Origin of the sequence: Corynebacterium sp. KPL1986, assembly GCF_000477975.1 — a bacterium.
Taxonomy (GTDB): Bacteria; Actinomycetota; Actinomycetes; order Mycobacteriales; family Mycobacteriaceae; genus Corynebacterium; species Corynebacterium accolens.
This window is the reverse complement of record NZ_KI515719.1, coordinates 520,507-535,323: the sequence shown is the minus strand read 5'-3', so window position 1 is coordinate 535,323 and position 14,817 is coordinate 520,507. Positions and strand designations below refer to the sequence as shown.

14 protein-coding genes and 1 tRNA gene are annotated in these 14,817 nt (G+C 57.2%); 8 read left to right on the top strand and 7 right to left on the bottom strand.

Annotation, left to right across the window (positions count from 1 at the left end):
- Nucleotides 1-63: 63 nt before the first annotated feature.
- Together odhI and secA2 are read right to left on the bottom strand one after the other, a co-directional pair.
- Nucleotides 64-498 (bottom strand): oxoglutarate dehydrogenase inhibitor Odhl, encoded by a 435-nt coding sequence (gene odhI, locus HMPREF1287_RS02465; RefSeq protein WP_023017531.1) that lies wholly within the window; start codon nucleotides 496-498, stop codon nucleotides 64-66.
- An 85-nt stretch (nucleotides 499-583) separates the two neighbouring features.
- Nucleotides 584-2,875 carry an accessory Sec system translocase SecA2 gene (secA2, locus tag HMPREF1287_RS02460; protein ID WP_023017532.1) on the bottom strand — a complete coding sequence of 764 codons (2,292 nt, stop codon included), beginning with the start codon at nucleotides 2,873-2,875 and terminating at the stop codon, nucleotides 584-586.
- Nucleotides 2,876-2,962: 87 nt separating this feature from the next.
- Here secA2 and HMPREF1287_RS02455 point away from each other — a divergent pair, with 87 nt between their 5' ends.
- From HMPREF1287_RS02455 to HMPREF1287_RS02445, 3 genes are all read left to right on the top strand, one after another.
- On the top strand, nucleotides 2,963-4,123 hold the full coding sequence (locus HMPREF1287_RS02455) for an alpha/beta fold hydrolase (RefSeq protein ID WP_023017533.1): 1,161 nt from the start codon (nucleotides 2,963-2,965) through the stop codon (nucleotides 4,121-4,123).
- A complete protein-coding gene (locus tag HMPREF1287_RS02450) occupies nucleotides 4,123-4,521 on the top strand; it encodes a YchJ family protein (protein WP_023017534.1) in 399 nt (132 codons plus the stop codon). Before HMPREF1287_RS02455 ends, HMPREF1287_RS02450 begins: the two co-directional genes overlap by 1 nt.
- Before the next feature lie 76 nt (nucleotides 4,522-4,597).
- Nucleotides 4,598-4,671: transfer RNA gene (locus HMPREF1287_RS02445), tRNA-Pro, on the top strand.
- A 59-nt stretch (nucleotides 4,672-4,730) separates the two neighbouring features.
- Here the strand turns inward: HMPREF1287_RS02445 and HMPREF1287_RS02440 are convergent.
- Nucleotides 4,731-5,300, bottom strand: coding sequence for a cadmium resistance transporter (locus tag HMPREF1287_RS02440; protein WP_023017535.1), 570 nt, complete (start codon nucleotides 5,298-5,300; stop codon nucleotides 4,731-4,733).
- 96 nt (nucleotides 5,301-5,396) lie between these two features.
- Between HMPREF1287_RS02440 and HMPREF1287_RS02435 the strand changes: the two genes are divergently transcribed.
- The 4 genes from HMPREF1287_RS02435 to HMPREF1287_RS02420 all read left to right on the top strand — a co-directional run bounded on the left by HMPREF1287_RS02435 (nucleotide 5,397) and on the right by HMPREF1287_RS02420 (nucleotide 8,906).
- Nucleotides 5,397-6,323 carry an ABC transporter ATP-binding protein gene (locus tag HMPREF1287_RS02435; protein ID WP_023017536.1) on the top strand — a complete coding sequence of 309 codons (927 nt, stop codon included), beginning with the start codon at nucleotides 5,397-5,399 and terminating at the stop codon, nucleotides 6,321-6,323.
- 43 nt (nucleotides 6,324-6,366) lie between these two features.
- On the top strand, nucleotides 6,367-6,996 hold the full coding sequence (locus tag HMPREF1287_RS02430; RefSeq protein WP_232218805.1) for an ABC transporter permease: 630 nt from the start codon (nucleotides 6,367-6,369) through the stop codon (nucleotides 6,994-6,996).
- 163 nt (nucleotides 6,997-7,159) lie between these two features.
- Nucleotides 7,160-8,296 carry a sensor histidine kinase gene (locus HMPREF1287_RS02425; RefSeq protein ID WP_023028788.1) on the top strand — a complete coding sequence of 379 codons (1,137 nt, stop codon included), beginning with the start codon at nucleotides 7,160-7,162 and terminating at the stop codon, nucleotides 8,294-8,296.
- A complete protein-coding gene (locus tag HMPREF1287_RS02420) occupies nucleotides 8,289-8,906 on the top strand; it encodes a response regulator transcription factor (protein ID WP_005282866.1) in 618 nt (205 codons plus the stop codon). Before HMPREF1287_RS02425 ends, HMPREF1287_RS02420 begins: the two co-directional genes overlap by 8 nt.
- Nucleotides 8,907-9,034: 128 nt before the next feature.
- Here HMPREF1287_RS02420 and HMPREF1287_RS02415 read toward each other — a convergent pair whose 3' ends face one another.
- Nucleotides 9,035-9,232 (bottom strand): antitoxin, encoded by a 198-nt coding sequence (locus HMPREF1287_RS02415; protein ID WP_005279274.1) that lies wholly within the window; start codon nucleotides 9,230-9,232, stop codon nucleotides 9,035-9,037.
- 161 nt (nucleotides 9,233-9,393) lie between these two features.
- Here HMPREF1287_RS02415 and HMPREF1287_RS02410 point away from each other — a divergent pair, with 161 nt between their 5' ends.
- Nucleotides 9,394-10,644, top strand: a complete 1,251-nt coding sequence (locus HMPREF1287_RS02410; protein WP_023017539.1) for a site-specific DNA-methyltransferase — start codon at nucleotides 9,394-9,396, stop codon at nucleotides 10,642-10,644.
- On the opposite strand, the gene HMPREF1287_RS02405 is transcribed toward HMPREF1287_RS02410, so the two are convergent.
- From HMPREF1287_RS02405 to HMPREF1287_RS02395, 3 genes are read right to left on the bottom strand one after another with little or no spacing between them, the layout of a single operon-like run.
- Complete coding sequence (locus HMPREF1287_RS02405) at nucleotides 10,641-11,621, bottom strand: PHB depolymerase family esterase (RefSeq protein WP_023017540.1); 981 nt, start codon at nucleotides 11,619-11,621, stop codon at nucleotides 10,641-10,643. The genes HMPREF1287_RS02410 and HMPREF1287_RS02405 overlap by 4 nt on opposite strands.
- On the bottom strand, nucleotides 11,618-13,360 hold the full coding sequence (locus HMPREF1287_RS02400; RefSeq protein WP_023017541.1) for an ABC transporter ATP-binding protein: 1,743 nt from the start codon (nucleotides 13,358-13,360) through the stop codon (nucleotides 11,618-11,620). Before HMPREF1287_RS02400 ends, HMPREF1287_RS02405 begins: the two co-directional genes overlap by 4 nt.
- Nucleotides 13,360-14,793: an ABC transporter ATP-binding protein gene (locus tag HMPREF1287_RS02395; RefSeq protein ID WP_034654032.1), complete on the bottom strand. Its 1,434-nt coding sequence runs from the start codon at nucleotides 14,791-14,793 to the stop codon at nucleotides 13,360-13,362. The genes HMPREF1287_RS02400 and HMPREF1287_RS02395 overlap by 1 nt, the downstream gene beginning before the upstream one ends.
- Nucleotides 14,794-14,817 lie beyond the last annotated feature (24 nt).

The following is a 14,817-nucleotide window of genomic DNA, read 5'->3' as shown; positions in this document are numbered from 1 at the left end:
GATATAAAAAGGAGACTAAACCGCTTTAACCGAGTCCGGCAAAACGGTTTGTCTGCTGCGGTTTTAGTCCTGCTTGGTGATGAATACGAGGCGGAATTTACCGATTTGAATCTCATCTCCAACCTCGAGCGCCTGCGAATTGCGCGGCTCGCGGTTGACGTAGGTGCCGTTCAAGGATCCCACGTCTACAACCTCGAATTGGCCTTCATCATTCTTGCGGAATTCAGCGTGGCGGCGGGAAACGGTGACATCATCCAGGAAGATATCTGCCTCCGGGTGGCGCCCCGCCGTGGTGGTGTCCTGGTCAAGCAAGAAGCGGGCACCGGCGTTGGAGCCGCGCTTGACGACGAGCAACGCCTGGCCATCTTCCAAGTTTTCCGTACCTACCGCAGAGGTATCGGTTCCCTTGGTGCCATTTTCCATTTCCTTGAGCAGGTCAGCGCGGAATACAGAGGTGGTCTCCACCTGTGGTTCCGGGGTTCCGGTGTTCTCGCTCATTGTTACCTCCGGGGATTAGTTTTGAGTTACTTATACCAATAATAGCGACTCTTCCGAGTCTGTGATCTCTCAGTGGGCAATTATTTCACCGGAAAATGTTTCCGATGCCGCTCAACACGGAATTTCCCTGCCCCGCAAGGGGGTTATCAGAGACCATATAGGTCCACGTTGCGCTTGGACGGTTCAATCCTGAGTCTGCAAGGTGTGCCCCCTCAGAGTCAATAGGCACCTGTCTGAAGGTCTCTACTGACTGATCCACCGCCCGCTGCGCCAAGTCCTTAAACTCGCGCACCGCAATGCGGTGATATTCATCGATCGGGGTCTCGCGCGCGATGGCGCGCAGGTGAATGGATTCGCGCACATCATCGAGCAGCTCGAGGTGATCGGCCCAGCCCATGTCTAGGTGATACAGCATGATTTCGCGCGCCGCCTGGATGCGCGCCGCCTCCGGGATATCCGCAAGCTCGCTCGCCCGCTCTGGGGCGCGCTCGGCTAGTTCCTGCCAGGCTTGGTCCGTATCCAATAGCGTTGCACGGCGCTTATCGATGATGATGCGCTGATCCGCCAAGAGCTGGTTATATTTCCAGGTTTGCGCGTGAATCTCTAGCAATTGGCCCTCTGTTACCCGCTGGCAATGGGCCACAAAGTCCTGCACCCGTTTGGATTCGATGAGCCCGCCAGGGCCAGGTTGCGCACTGACCTTTTCCCCAGCGCCGCCTTGTTGCACCACATCATCTTCCAGCGAGACGAAAAACAGGGCCAAGCCTGGGTCCCCTTGCCGCCCTGCACGCCCACGCAGCTGGTTATCGAGCCGCGCGGTGCGGTGCCGAGAGGTTCCGATCACGGCAAGGCCGCCGCGCTCGGCCACCTCATCGTGGTCGGCCTCATCGGCACCACCGAGCTTGATGTCGGTACCGCGGCCGGCCATTTGTGTGGAGACAGTTACCCGCCCAATATCGCCTGCTTCGGCAACTATCTGTGCCTCTTCGCGGTCATTTTTGGCGTTGAGCACATTGACTTCGATATCTCTATCGCGCAAGGCCTCAGCCAAATTTTCTGATTCCGCCACGTCTTGGGTTCCCACAAGCACTGGTTGACCAGCATCGTGCAGGCGGGCAATTTCTTCGACGATGGCCGCCGACTTCTCCCCTATGGTGGCAAAAATACGGTCCTGCTCATCGAAGCGCCGCAAGGGCTTGTTCCGATCGATGACGGAGACGTGCAGGTCATAAAATTGCCGCAGCTGGTCGGTGGCCTCTACCGCAGTACCCGTCATTCCACAGACCAGCGGGTACCGGCGCATGAGTTCTTGCAGGGTAATCGTATCGAGGATGCGCCCGCCCTCAGAGACTTCCAAGCCCTCTTTGGCCTCTACAGCTGCCTGCAGCCCGTCGGGCCAGCGTTGCAGATCGGCGACGCGGCCACGGGAGGCATCGATAAGCTGCAGCTTGCCGTCCACCACGATGTAGTGAATATCGCGGATCAACAGCGCCTTTGCGTGCAGCGCCAAGTTGACCTTGACTAGGACGGTACCGATAGTGTCCTCGGAATAAAGGGAATCGATGCCGAGCTCTCGCTCTACGCGGGCTGCGCCGACATCGGTAAGCTGCACCGTGCGCCCATCATCCGAGATGACGTACTCGTGGTTCTCTCGGAGGCGGGAGACCACATTGGTAATTTGGCCCGTGGGCGCCTCACCGGGGCGATTTCCGGCGAGCACCAGCGGCACGAGGGCCTCGTCTACCAAGACAGAATCGGCCTCGTCTACCAAGGCGACATCGCCAGGAGCCTGCACCGTCTGTGCGCGTTCGGTGATCTGATTATCGCGCAATAGGTCAAAGCCCAATTCATTGACGGGGGCGTAAATAATATTCTGCGCATAAGCCGCGCGGCGCTCATCCGCGCTCATGCTTTCTGTCACGGAAGCTACCTGCAGGCCAAAAAATTCCACGACAGGTCGCATCCACTCGGCATCGCGGCTGGCTAGGTAGTCATTGACCGTCACAACGTGGACCCGCTTTCCGGTCAGCGCGAAACCCGTTGCGGCCATCGCGCCGACGAGTGTCTTGCCCTCACCGGTAGCCATTTGAATGACATCGCCGGTAAGCAGTCGCAGTACCGCCTGCGATTGCACGGTAAACGGGTGCAAACCCAGGGTGCGTTCGCACGCGACGGCCAAGGCACCGAGGAATTGCGCCTTGTCTGCGACCTCACCGCCGCGCACCGCATCGCGGGCGGCTTGAGCCACGGCAGCATCGTCGCTCTGTGCGAGTTTCTCCGCGGCGGAGCGAGCTTCATCCACGATGGCCTTGGATTTCTTATCGTTTCGCTCGCTTTGCGAGCCCATCGCTTTCCAGAACCAATCGAATGCTCCCACGACAATTCCTCCTTTAGGGGCTGGCTGCCTACGACTCTAGTCAACCTCATCTGGCTTGGAACTTATGGGGCCGTTATTGTAGGTGCCATGCAATCCGTCAATGTTAAGCTGCCGTCCAGCCGAGGAACCGAGATGGCAGGAACCATCGACTTTCCTGATGCTCCCCCTCTCGCCTTCGCCGTCTTCGCGCATTGCTTTGCCGGCTCGCGCCATACCCCTGGCGCGGCCCGCACCTCGAAGCAATTAACGGAATTCGGTATCGCAACCTTGCGCTTTGATTTTCCCGGTTTGGGGCAATCAGAAGGCGAGTTCGCGGACACCACGTTTAACCAGAATGTCGACGATATCCGCGCCGCCGCGGACTGGCTAGAAGAACACTATTCCGCACCACAGATGCTCATTGGTCACTCCTTGGGCGGCGCAGCGGTGCTCAAGGCCGCCACGGCAATGAAAAAGATTCGCGCCGTGGCCACCATCGGCGCCCCCTTCGATCCCGCGCACTCCGTGCTGCACTACGCGGATAAGATCGGCGAGGTAGACGCTAATGGTGAGGTCGAGGTCGTCTTGGGCGGCAGGGCCCTGACCATTTCGCGCAAATTCCTGGAGGATTTGGCAGAAACCAATCCGGAAGAATATCTACCGCGGTTGCGCAAGCCCCTCTTGTCCCTGCATTCCCCCATCGACCAAACGGTGGGCATCGACAATGCGCAAAATATCTTCCGCATGACCCGCTACCCCAAGTCCCTCGTCTCGTTGGATAAGGCCGATCACCTGCTCACGAAACAGGGTACGGCGGCCCGCGCCGCTGATCTGATCGGTGCTTGGTCGCGGCAGTTTATCGTTCCCGACTATGACCCTGAGGAAGTGGGCACGGATGCCGCCGTTGCCCGTCCCGCTACCGGCACCAAATTCGGCGTTGTGGTCCGCCACAATGATCACTCCGTGACCGCGGATCGCACCAAAAAGGAAGGCGGCAAGGGTAAGGGCTTTACCGCAACCGGACTGCTCATGTCTGCCCTTGCATCTGCTTCCACCCAGGCCATCAAGGAGGTCGGCAAGAAGCTTGCGCTTGACGATGTTCACGTGACCATCACCCAAACCGGTACCACCTCCTTCGAGCGCCGCATCGAACTAAAAGGCTCCTTGAGCGCTGCCGATGTCGATGCACTACGTGCGGCCGCACGCGATACTGATGTCGAGCGCATGGCCGTCGGCGCCACCATCACCGATGTCGTGGACGCCAACTAATGGTGGCCCTCAACCCCATCGCCGGTTCCCGCCGCTGCCCCTGCACGAGCGGGCTGAGCTTTGGCGAATGCTGCGGTAAGTACCATGCCGGTGCCAAAGCTCCCACCGCCGAGGCCTTGATGCGTTCGCGGTTTAGCGCCTTCGTCAGCGGCGATGAGGACTACCTCCTGCGCACCTGGGATCCGGTGACTCGGCCGGGCTCATTGGACTTGGCTGACTCCCCCATCAGGTTCTACCGCCTCGATATCCTCGATACCGAGCGAGGTGGTCTTGTAGACGATGAAGGCATCGTGGAATTTGAGGCCTTCTACAAGGGCGAGGCAGTGGGCTCCCAGCGGGAGCGATCGTCTTTCCGGCGCCTTAATGGCGCTTGGGTCTATTCCACCGGCGAGCTTTAATGCAGGTCACGGCCTAGATTTCACTGTGGAATTATCCTGATGTAATCTAGGGCAGTCGCAACAAATAATGCGACGCCGGGCTATGGCGCAGTTTGGTAGCGCACTACACTGGGGGTGTAGGGGTCGCAGGTTCAAATCCTGTTAGCCCGACAAATTATCCCACGGCCACGGATTCATTTCCGCCGCCGTGGGATTTCTGCATTCCTCGCCTACACCGCAAATAGGATGGCGATGCCCAGCAGGATAAGCACCGTGGGAAATAACACGCTCTCCCACTTCTCTAGTGCTTCTGCTACGGCTGGCCGTGTGGCCACGAACTTCGCTACCGCTACAAGGCCGGCGACCAAAACGAGGAATACGATGCAGTACACCGCGATGTCTGCGGGCGAAGACGTGGTAAATACTGGCAGGTACACTCCGATATTATCGCCGCCATTGGCAAAGGTGACCCCGGCTACCGCAGCAATACTGAGCTTCTTTCCGGAAACGTCATCATCGTCTTCCCCGCGAAAGGCCTCCCAGGCTGCCCAGAGGCCAATGGCCAAGGGAATAAGCCCGAAAAAGCGAATCCAGTCTTCCGGAAGGATGGCGCTAAGCCCCAATCCAAGTGCCACGGAGACCGCAAGGATCCCCAAAAATCCCAGGTATTGACCCAAAAGAATGGCTTTGGTCGTGCCCTTCCTGCCCGCGCCACGGGCAAAGAACAGCGAGAGAACAACGATATCGTCGATATTGGTGACGATGAATAAGACGATTGCGGATGCGAGAGTAGTAAGCACCCAGCTAGCTTAACGCATCCACCGATGACAATTGTCATGGAAACCTAGTGACACAGTTCCTGCTATTACGAACACAAGCCTGGTTAAGTGCAAAACATGAAAACGACACGCACCCCAAGCTCAATTTCCTCACCAGCGATTAAAGTACGCGACGTAGAAAAAGTCTTCGCAGCAAATTCCTCGCATTCAGTGCGAGCACTTAATGACGTATCAGTCTCCATCGCCCCCGGGGAAATCGTAGCGTTGCTAGGTACCAACGGCGCTGGAAAGTCCACACTCATTGACCTCATCTTGGGGCTTACCGAACCATCTTCCGGCACTGTCACAGTCCTAGGCAAAAGCCCCCAGGAAGCGATCAACAACGCACAGCTAGCAGCGGTGCTCCAATCCGGAGGTCTTCTCCCCGAGCTCACCGTAAGCGATACCTTAAAGATGATTTCCGCTACCTTTGCCCAGCCCCTAGACATTGGCGAGGTCGCACATCACACCAACTTAGAACCGATATTGTCTCGACGAGTGGGCAAGTGCTCCGGCGGCGAGCAACAACGTCTTCGTTTCGCGCTTGCGCTCCTCGGTGACCCGCAGATCCTCATCCTTGACGAGCCGACTGCCGGTATGGATCCAGGCGCTCGCCGGGATTTTTGGGCGTCCATGCAGCACCAGGCTGAACTCGGTCGCACCATCTTCTTCGCGACACACTATCTCGAAGAAGCGGACAATTTTGCTGAAAGGATAGTGCTTTTGCACAAAGGGGAAGTTGTGGCCGATGACAAGGTAATTGATATACGTAGCCGCGGCGAGGTCCGAAGAATTACGGCCCAATTTGACGGCAGTATCCCTCCAATGAGTGCGCTACCAGGCGTTACCGAAGTCACCCGCACTGGAGATCACATTCAAATGACTACCTCAGATTCAGATTCACTGGCCCGCCATCTTCTTAACCACACAGGCGCCTATGACCTCACCATTAGAGCTCATAGTCTGGAAAATACTTTCCTCGCGCTCACCGATGAGCACAGCTAACCCAATTCTCCTCCCGCCAGCCCCCAAACGAAAGATTCCAACCATGTCTAATAGTTCCACTGCGCCTGGGTTTAGTAACACAATGCGTTTTGCTGGGTACAATTTCCTCCGGCTACGCCGCAACCTCGCCCCGCTATTTTTCACCACCATTTTGCCGGTATTTTTCTATTTACTTTTCGGCACACTAATGGACTTTGGCAACCTTCCCATTCACAACGGTAACTTTGCAGCTCTCCAAATGATCAGCATGGCCCTGTACGGCGGCGTCGCCGGTGCGGTGGGAGCCGCTGCTGCTTCAGTCACTGATGCTCGATCCGGTTGGAGACGCCAACTAGCGCTTACTCCGCTGCGCCCTCACCAGATCTTCTGGGCGAATATCACCTCCATAGCATTGCAAGCTCTGCTCCCCATTGCAGCAGTGTTTCTCACTGGTGCATTAACTAAAGCTGACATGGAGCCCCACCAATGGGTTCTGTCCTTTCTTGCGTGCGTTGTTGTCTCTATTCCCTTTGGCTTATATGGGATGATATGGGCACTTGCTTTACCGACGGATAACTCCGTGGCCATTGCTTCTTCCTCTATTGTCCTCCTGCTGTTCGCCGCCAATGTCTTTATCCCCCTATCTTCCTCACTTATGGCGTTTGCCCGCTTTACACCCCTTTTGGCCCAGTAGTGCTGGCTCAATGGCCGTTGGCAGAAGGGATGCAACTGCTCAATGATGCCGATGGCACGGTTAACCATTCCTTGTGGAGCGCGGGACTAAACTTCGCCGTATGGACCGCAATTTTCGTCGGAGCCTGCGCAATGCTGCTCCACCGCGACAAATCACGAATGTAATGGATTCATTCCATTCGCCCTTCAAGGGATTCGCTACAAATAATGCGGTGTTTGCTAGCGTTTGGCTTATATTTCTGCTCTTCGGCTTAATTCTCAGTTTCGCTCAGCCTGGTGTGGACGCTACGCAGCGCCTAGGTTCCACTGCCTGTGTTATCGCTTTCAGCGCCCTATATTTCTTCAGCTTTGGTTCAGTGACTTACTACCCGCGGGGCTGGAACTTACGTTATCGCTTGGCCGCTCGGTGGTCTGCCTTAGCGCTCATAGCACTTATCTCCATACCCTTCTTCGGAGTTTATGCTACGACGTTTGTGCCCTATCTAGCTGCTTTCCTCGGGTTTCAATTACCGTTGCGTCGGGCATTATTATGGGTACTTCTTACCGGACTCGTAGTCACAGGTGCCTTATGGAGCGTCGATTCGCAGGACCTCTTAGGGACATTCATTGTGATATTCGGCTGGCCAATTTTGCTGGTGTTGCTAGGCACAATGTCTCAAAGAGAAGACTCGCGCACGGATTTAGAGCATCAACTCGATCTCGCTCGCCAACGTGAAGACATTGCCACAGACGTCCATGATTTGCTCGGTCACTCGCTTACCGTCATCAATTTAAAATCTGAGTTGGCACAGCGGCTAGTAGACGTAGATCCAACTCGAGCTCGAAACGAGCTTCAAGAAATAAGTGACCTTTCCCGTAAGAGTTTGGCAGAAGTCCGCTCCACAGTTACCCGGATGCGTATGCCGACCTTCGAAGGAGAAGTTCAGGCAGCACGACGAGCATTCGATACTACAGGGATTCAAGCGCATCTTCCTGCCAACGTCCAAGCCGTAGGACTTTATGACGCCGCCTTTTCCTGGGCATTACGTGAGCTCACCACTAACGTTATTCGCCACTCAGGAGCACAGAACTGCTGGGTTAGCATAACCCAAAATAAGCTCCAAGTCGTAGACGACGGTTGCGGCTTCGATCCGAAAAAGCAGTACCAAAGTGGCGGGCTACACGGGCTGCACAAGCGAATGAAGGACAGCGGCGGAAAGTTGATTATTATGAGGAAGGACGACCGCACCGTAGCGCTGATTACTATGAATGGTGATACTGAGTTACTACCCTTAGACAGTGAAGTGGAGTCCGATGGCTGATACATCTCCACCCATCCGCATCCTCATCGCGGAGGATCAATCATTGGTTCGCGGTGCCCTTGTCGCTCTCCTAGCTACCGAACCAGATATCGAGGTAGTTGCTCAATGCGCAACGGGCAACGAGGTTGCAGGGCTCGTTGCCAAGCACAATGTGGAGGTAGCTCTACTCGATATTGAGATGCCTGGAAAGAGCGGTCTAGACGTAGCTGAAGAGCTCTCCGGCGGTCCATGCAAATGCCTCATCGTTACTACTTTTGGCCGTGGCGGCTATGTAAAACGTGCTATTGATGCTGACATCGCTGGATTCATAGTCAAAGACACTCCCCCAGAACAACTCGCGGAGGCAATTCGCCGAGTAAAGGCTGGGCTGCGGGTGATCGATCCTGCCTTAGCACGAGAAAGTCTTTTTACCCCGGACAACCCGCTCACACCCCGGGAACGAGAAATCGCGCGGCTTTTATTATCTGGGGTGACTTCCTCAGAACTGGCGCGCAAAGTGCATCTTAGTCCAGGCAGTGTACGCAATGTCGTGTCCAGTATCATGACAAAAACCGATGCAAATAATCGCTATGAGGCTGCGACGAAAGCCCAAACTCAGGGTTGGATTTAAAAAGCGCATTTTTCACCAGTCCAATCGGACCGCGTATTCCAGAAAAATCGGCCATAGACATAGGCTTAAGCCCCGCTCCTGTCTGGAACGGGGCTTAAGCGATATTTAATTAGAAACTAGGGCGAGAACTACTTGTTCTCGTCGTCGCCGTCATTATTGGTGCCGAGCTTGTCATCAATGGCATCGCGGGCCTTATCTACCTGGTCTGCCTTGTCCTCGCCCAGCTTGTCCTTGGCAAAGTCCTCGGCCTTGTCCAGGCCTTCCTTGGTAACTTCCTCGCCCTTTTCGGAGTTCAGTGCTTCCTTTGCCTTGTCAAAGATACCCATTGCTAATCCTTTCGTTGTTTACTTCATCTAACCATTGCCGCATCCGGCAACACTGCCCACGATAACGACGCTGCCGAGACTTCGCCACCAAAGGTTGTTAGAAGTTCTAAAGTGATAGCGTTAATAAGATCAATGACCAGCTCGCACGGAAAAGGCAGAAAATGACGCACACTAGCCCTAGTGCAGATGGCAACGCCGCGGAATTCTTTGGGCTGGTATGGCCTGGCAAGCAAGCCGCACGCGCGGCAGCAGAGGCTTCCCTAACCGCCGAGTTTGAGCTCGATGCTGCGTTAAGCACCTCTCCTACCTCGCCCAATAGCATCCACCTGGCCGATAACCTGCCGGTTCTACAGCACTGGGTTACCTCTGGCGAAACCTTTGACGTCATCTACATCGACCCGCCGTATAACACCGGCCGAGACTTTGTCTACCGCGATAATTACCGCGCGCGGCGCGAGGTAAATTCCGGCAGCTATGCCCAGTGGCACGCCGAATGGCTGTCCATGATGCTCCCGCGGCTCATCTTGGCGCGGCGCGTTTTGGCGGAGAACGGCTTTATATTCGTCTCCATTGGAGAGGACGAGGCCGCCAATACCCGCAAGGTTTTAGACGAGGTTTTCGGTGAGGGCTGCTATGCAGGGCAATTCATTTGGAAAAAGGCCGGCACTGGGAAAAACGATTCCAAGTATGCGGTGGTCGAACACGAATACATCCTCTGCTATGCCAAGAACCCGGATAACCCTGGATTTAACCTGGATGCAGAGGGCTACACCAGCACCAAATATAACCACGAGGATGAACGCGGCAAATACTCCTTGGTGCGCCTTGATTCTAAGACCCTGGGGTACCTGCCATCGCTGGATTTTCCCATTGCCTCACCCGATGGCACGCAACACTGGCCGGACCAACCGGCTGGACACAGCCAGGTAGCACGCTGGCGCTGGGGCAAGGACATGGTGGAAAAACGCTACGATGAGTTGGTCTTTCGGCGCGGATTCGTCTACACCAAGAATTATCAAAAGGCAGGGGCGCGGCCGCGATCCATTCTCGATGGACAGAGGTTTGGCGTAACGCGCACCGGACGCCGCGACGCAGAAGAGGTCATGGGCGTGGAGGGAATCTTTGAGTTTCCTAAGCCAGTGCGCCTTATCAAGCACCTCATCGCCATTGGCGGCGGGCCCGATGCCCGTGTGCTCGACTTTTTCGCAGGCTCAGGCACCACGGCGCAGGCGGTCATCGAACTCAACCGAGAAGATAAGGGCGGGCGCAGTTTTCATTTGGTGCAAATTCCAGAGCCTACCGCCCCGGACAGTTCGGCGCACCGAGCAGGCTTTCTCAGCGTGGCGGATATTTGCGTAGAGCGCGTGCGATCCGTGCCTGGATCCTCTTTCCGGGCCTACCGCGCAAACTAGGTTTCGCGGGTGCCGTCGGGCCTGCCCGGAATACCGAAGAAGTCCAAGACTCGGTCAGTGGCGAAGAACTTTCCTACTTCATTATTTTTGTCTCCAAGACCACCCGGCCACACGTGGGAGCCGCCGCCGATTCGGATATGCTCCAGCGGTGCAGAGCATCCCCGCCAATGCATGTCGAGGGCATTATTAACCAAGCGGTTGGTGTCTACCTTCTCCGAGCATTCATTGCGCTTGCGGTCCTGCTCTAGGACGGATTCGACCGAGAAATATTTGGTCTTGTGCCGGGTTCCGCCATAATAGCCCACGACAGGGTCATCGGTGCCGTGCATATCGAGGCGCCCTACGGGTTCATGGGCGCAATCTTTCAGAATATCTTCGTAATATGCAGCGGAAATGGTCGCGACCGAGTGGAAGATGCCGGGCATCTGGCAGGCCAGGTAGGCAGCAAAACCGCCGCCATTGGACATGCCGGTGGCATAAAGCCGGGAATCATCGACGTTATAGGTCGCGCGGAGGGAATCGAGGATATCGAGCACGAATTTCTTGTCCTCGCTCCCGCTCGTTTCCGCATATGGGGCTGGACTCCACGCCTTTTTCTTGCCCGTGGGAAAGACGGTAATGGCTTGTGCCGCATCGAGGCGGGAATAGCCGCGCAGGTTTTCCGCTGACTGCCCCCACCCGTGAAATGCCATGACCACTGGCCACTGTTTTTGGGACGTGTACTTTTCCGGCACGCTGAGGATAAATGAGCGCCCGGACGGCAGATTGATCGTCGTATGCGATCCCGGTTCTGGGCCACTAAGCGGCGCAGAGGTAGGAATCCCGAGCTGCGAGGCAGCCGAACCGTGCGATTGCGTGCTTTCGCTGCGTGCCGCCGAGCCTGATTCTTCCTCGTTATTTGCGCATGACACGCCCAGCGCCGCCACGCAGCACAAGACTGCGGTGCTCAACGCAGCGCGCACCGGCCTCCGTCTCATGATGTTCGTCCCTTCTGCCAAGCGGCCCATAATTGTTTATAACGGCCCCCATAATTTAGCAGTTCTGCATGGCTCCCCTGTTCTACCACCCGGCCATTGTCCATGACCACGATGGCATCGGCGCGCGAAGCCTGATCCAGGCGGTGCGCAACTACCAAGGCGGTCCGACCCTCCATCACAGTCTCTGCGGCGTCCTCTAAGGATTCAGCGCCCACCGAGCCTGCTTCCGCCGTGGCTTCGTCCAAGATAATAATGCGGGGATCCAGCAGCACGATTCGGGCAAGTGCCAATTGCTGCGCAGCCACCGGGTCCAACGGCATGCCTTGCGCGCCCACGATGGTATCGAGGCCCGCTTCCAGATCGAAAAACCAGTCAGCCTGCACTTGGCGTAGGGTCTGCACCATTTCCTCATCGGTGGCCTGTGGCGCTGCGAGTGCAAGATCCTCGCGCAAACTCCCAGAAAAGACGTGCACCTCCTGGGAGACGAGGGCGAGGCGCTGGATACGCTCGGCATCGGAAAGCAGGGCAACCTCGACGCCATCGACAAGCACGGTGCCTTCATCTGGGACCCGCAAGCCCGCGAGCAACGCAGCCACGGTGGATTTTCCTGCCCCAGACGCCCCGACGAGGGCAACCGTTTCACCAGGCTTAATCGCAAGGTTGAGCCCCTCGACGGCCCATGAACTATCGCCATAGCGAAAGGAAATATTCCGCATATCCACGCTGCCATCGCCCCTCGGCGCACCGCTATCCGGCACCGGCGCGGGCGGATCGATAACCACGCCCACGATGCGCGCTAACGAGGCATACCCTGATTGCACCGTATCGAGCACACGCATCAGCCCCATCAGCGGCCCGCGCAGGCGAATGAGCAATAACATCGCCGCGGTGACCGCGCCGACTGTAAGCGCATTGGCCTGCACCACCCAGAAGCTTACCGCCAAACCGCTGCCCAATAAGACCAGCTCAATGCCGGTGAGGTGGGCCTGGAGCACCATCATCGTCCGGCGCGCGTTATACCCCTCTTCCACCACACGCGTTGAAGCCGCGCCGATCCGATCGTGCATCGTATTTTCCATGCGGAACGCGCGCACCGTCTCCCTGCCGTGGATTGCCTCCAAAAGGCGGCGGGCGCGGTCCGCCATGGCGGCGCGTTCTGCGGCATACCTGTCAGGGGCACGCCGCAAGTAATACCGGCCAGCCAAGAAATACAGAGGGGTCACGGCAAGGATAACCACGAGGTATTGCCAATCCACTGTAAGCAGCGCCACCCCCGTTGAGGCAATGGCAAAAATGGACTTCGCCAGCACGGGGACCGTCTCTGTGACCGCGGCGGATAGCTCTGCCACGTCATCAGTAGAACGCGATACCAAGTCCCCGGTTCCGGCGTCTTCGACGCGGTGCGTGGGAAGGCCGAGCGCCGTAGAGACCATATCCTCGCGCAGAGAAGCGATGACTCGCTCGGTGAGCTGGGATAGGACGTAGAACCCCGCCGCTGATAATGCGGCAGACGCGGCGGCAACCCCGATAAGCACGACGCCAAGGAGGGCGATGCTGGCGCCCGTCGTAACGGCATCAACAATTTTGCCAAGCAGGATCGGGATGGTGACATTGGCCGCTGCTCCGGCGATCAAAAACACCACGGCGATAAGGGCGCGGCGACGCGCGTTCGGGATAACTGCTAGTTGCTGCGCCACAACCTCTCGCACCTGTGACCACGTAGCGGTGGGAAAACGCATTAGGACTCCACCCCCACGGCATGCCAAGCAGGCGCCGACGTATAGACGATGGTGGGTTTGTCCTTCCGGTAGCCCGCAACGCGATGAGCTACGTCTTGCTCGGTAACTGAATCGACCGCTGTGGTGGGATCAGAAAGGATCAGCACCTCTGGATCCGCGGCTATAGCACGCGCAAGCGCGACTCGTTGCTGCTGGCCGCCGGACAAATTGTTTCCGCGCTCACCCACCGCGCGGTCCAGCCCACCGGGAATATCCTCGCCCGCGGCCACCTCTAAAGCCCGTGCGGCCGTATCCGCATCCGGATGAATATTGTCTTGTACGGTCCCGTCAAACAGCATGACCTCATGTGGCACGACGATGAATTTTTCCCGGGGTAGGTCTCGCAGTTCTTCCGGAGCATGTCCATCGATGGCGGTCACCCCTGGCCGCAGCGCAGGAACCTGTGGTGCGGCGTCCTCGGGAAGTCCAGGAGCGCCCAGCAGGCCCACGATTCGCTGCGCACTCGCCTGCGCCGCGGCCCACCGGGAGGCAATATTCCTTCCCAGCATGGTCATCGGGGTAATGATGAATTGGGTAAGGCCAATGATCATAATGAGCTCACCAATGCTCATCTGCCCATCCAGCGCCAGGTAGCCGGCGGCAACCGCGACGGCGATGACATAAATCGAGCCCAGCGCCTCCGTAGAAGCATTCAATCCTGCCTGCGCCGCATTGGCTTCAACGGTTCGCTCGTAGGCGGCATCGGAATCACCCGCATAACGCTTACGCACGGTACCTATCGCACCGATCCCTTTAATAATGCGCAGGCCATGGACAATATCCGTCGCCGTCGCGCTCGCCCGGCCCAATGCTTCTTGCCGGATACCAGAACGCTTGCGCAAGGGACCAGCCGAGCGCAGCGATCCCCACACCACGATGGGGCCGCCGCATAAAATGGCCACTCCTAGCGGCACATTCACCCGGCTGGTCATCACCGCGACATAAATGATCGACGTAATCTCCGCCACCGGAAATACCGTCATCATCACGGCATTCTGCACACGGGTTGCATCGGTCGAGGCAATGGCCAATAACTCCCCTGGCGTGCGTTTGGGCCCGCCCATCCCCTTCGGATCCAAAATTCGGTCCGTAATGGCCATGCGCACGTCATGGCCGATAACGAGCATGCTGCGCGCATTGAGTCCGCGGCCAAACCACCCAGTAACGACATTAACCGCGAAGGCTAAAACCAGAAGTGCAAGCCACCACCACAGTCGCTCGATCGAACCTTGTACTACCGCTTCATCGATGGCATAGCCCACGATGACCGGTGTAGTGCCATTGAGCACGAAGGAGATAGCCATGCACACAGCGGCGGGGATGGTCATCCCAGGCCGGGAGAACACAGTCTTCAGCAACCACCGCGGATCTGATGGTTCTGGAAGTGTTGTCATAAAGAGCCATTCTAATTCGAGGTA

Coding starts and splice junctions, on each gene's coding strand:
- odhI (WP_023017531.1), bottom strand. CDS start 498: ATGAGCGAGAACACCGGAACCCCGGAACCACAGGTGGAGACCACCTCT.
- HMPREF1287_RS02455 (WP_023017533.1), top strand. CDS start 2,963: ATGCAATCCGTCAATGTTAAGCTGCCGTCCAGCCGAGGAACCGAGATG.
- HMPREF1287_RS02450 (WP_023017534.1), top strand. CDS start 4,123: ATGGTGGCCCTCAACCCCATCGCCGGTTCCCGCCGCTGCCCCTGCACG.
- HMPREF1287_RS02435 (WP_023017536.1), top strand. CDS start 5,397: ATGAAAACGACACGCACCCCAAGCTCAATTTCCTCACCAGCGATTAAA.
- HMPREF1287_RS02430 (WP_232218805.1), top strand. CDS start 6,367: ATGTCTAATAGTTCCACTGCGCCTGGGTTTAGTAACACAATGCGTTTT.
- HMPREF1287_RS02425 (WP_023028788.1), top strand. CDS start 7,160: ATGGATTCATTCCATTCGCCCTTCAAGGGATTCGCTACAAATAATGCG.
- HMPREF1287_RS02420 (WP_005282866.1), top strand. CDS start 8,289: ATGGCTGATACATCTCCACCCATCCGCATCCTCATCGCGGAGGATCAA.
- HMPREF1287_RS02415 (WP_005279274.1), bottom strand. CDS start 9,232: ATGGGTATCTTTGACAAGGCAAAGGAAGCACTGAACTCCGAAAAGGGC.
- HMPREF1287_RS02410 (WP_023017539.1), top strand. CDS start 9,394: ATGACGCACACTAGCCCTAGTGCAGATGGCAACGCCGCGGAATTCTTT.
- HMPREF1287_RS02405 (WP_023017540.1), bottom strand. CDS start 11,621: ATGAGACGGAGGCCGGTGCGCGCTGCGTTGAGCACCGCAGTCTTGTGC.
- HMPREF1287_RS02400 (WP_023017541.1), bottom strand. CDS start 13,360: ATGCGTTTTCCCACCGCTACGTGGTCACAGGTGCGAGAGGTTGTGGCG.
- HMPREF1287_RS02395 (WP_034654032.1), bottom strand. CDS start 14,793: ATGACAACACTTCCAGAACCATCAGATCCGCGGTGGTTGCTGAAGACT.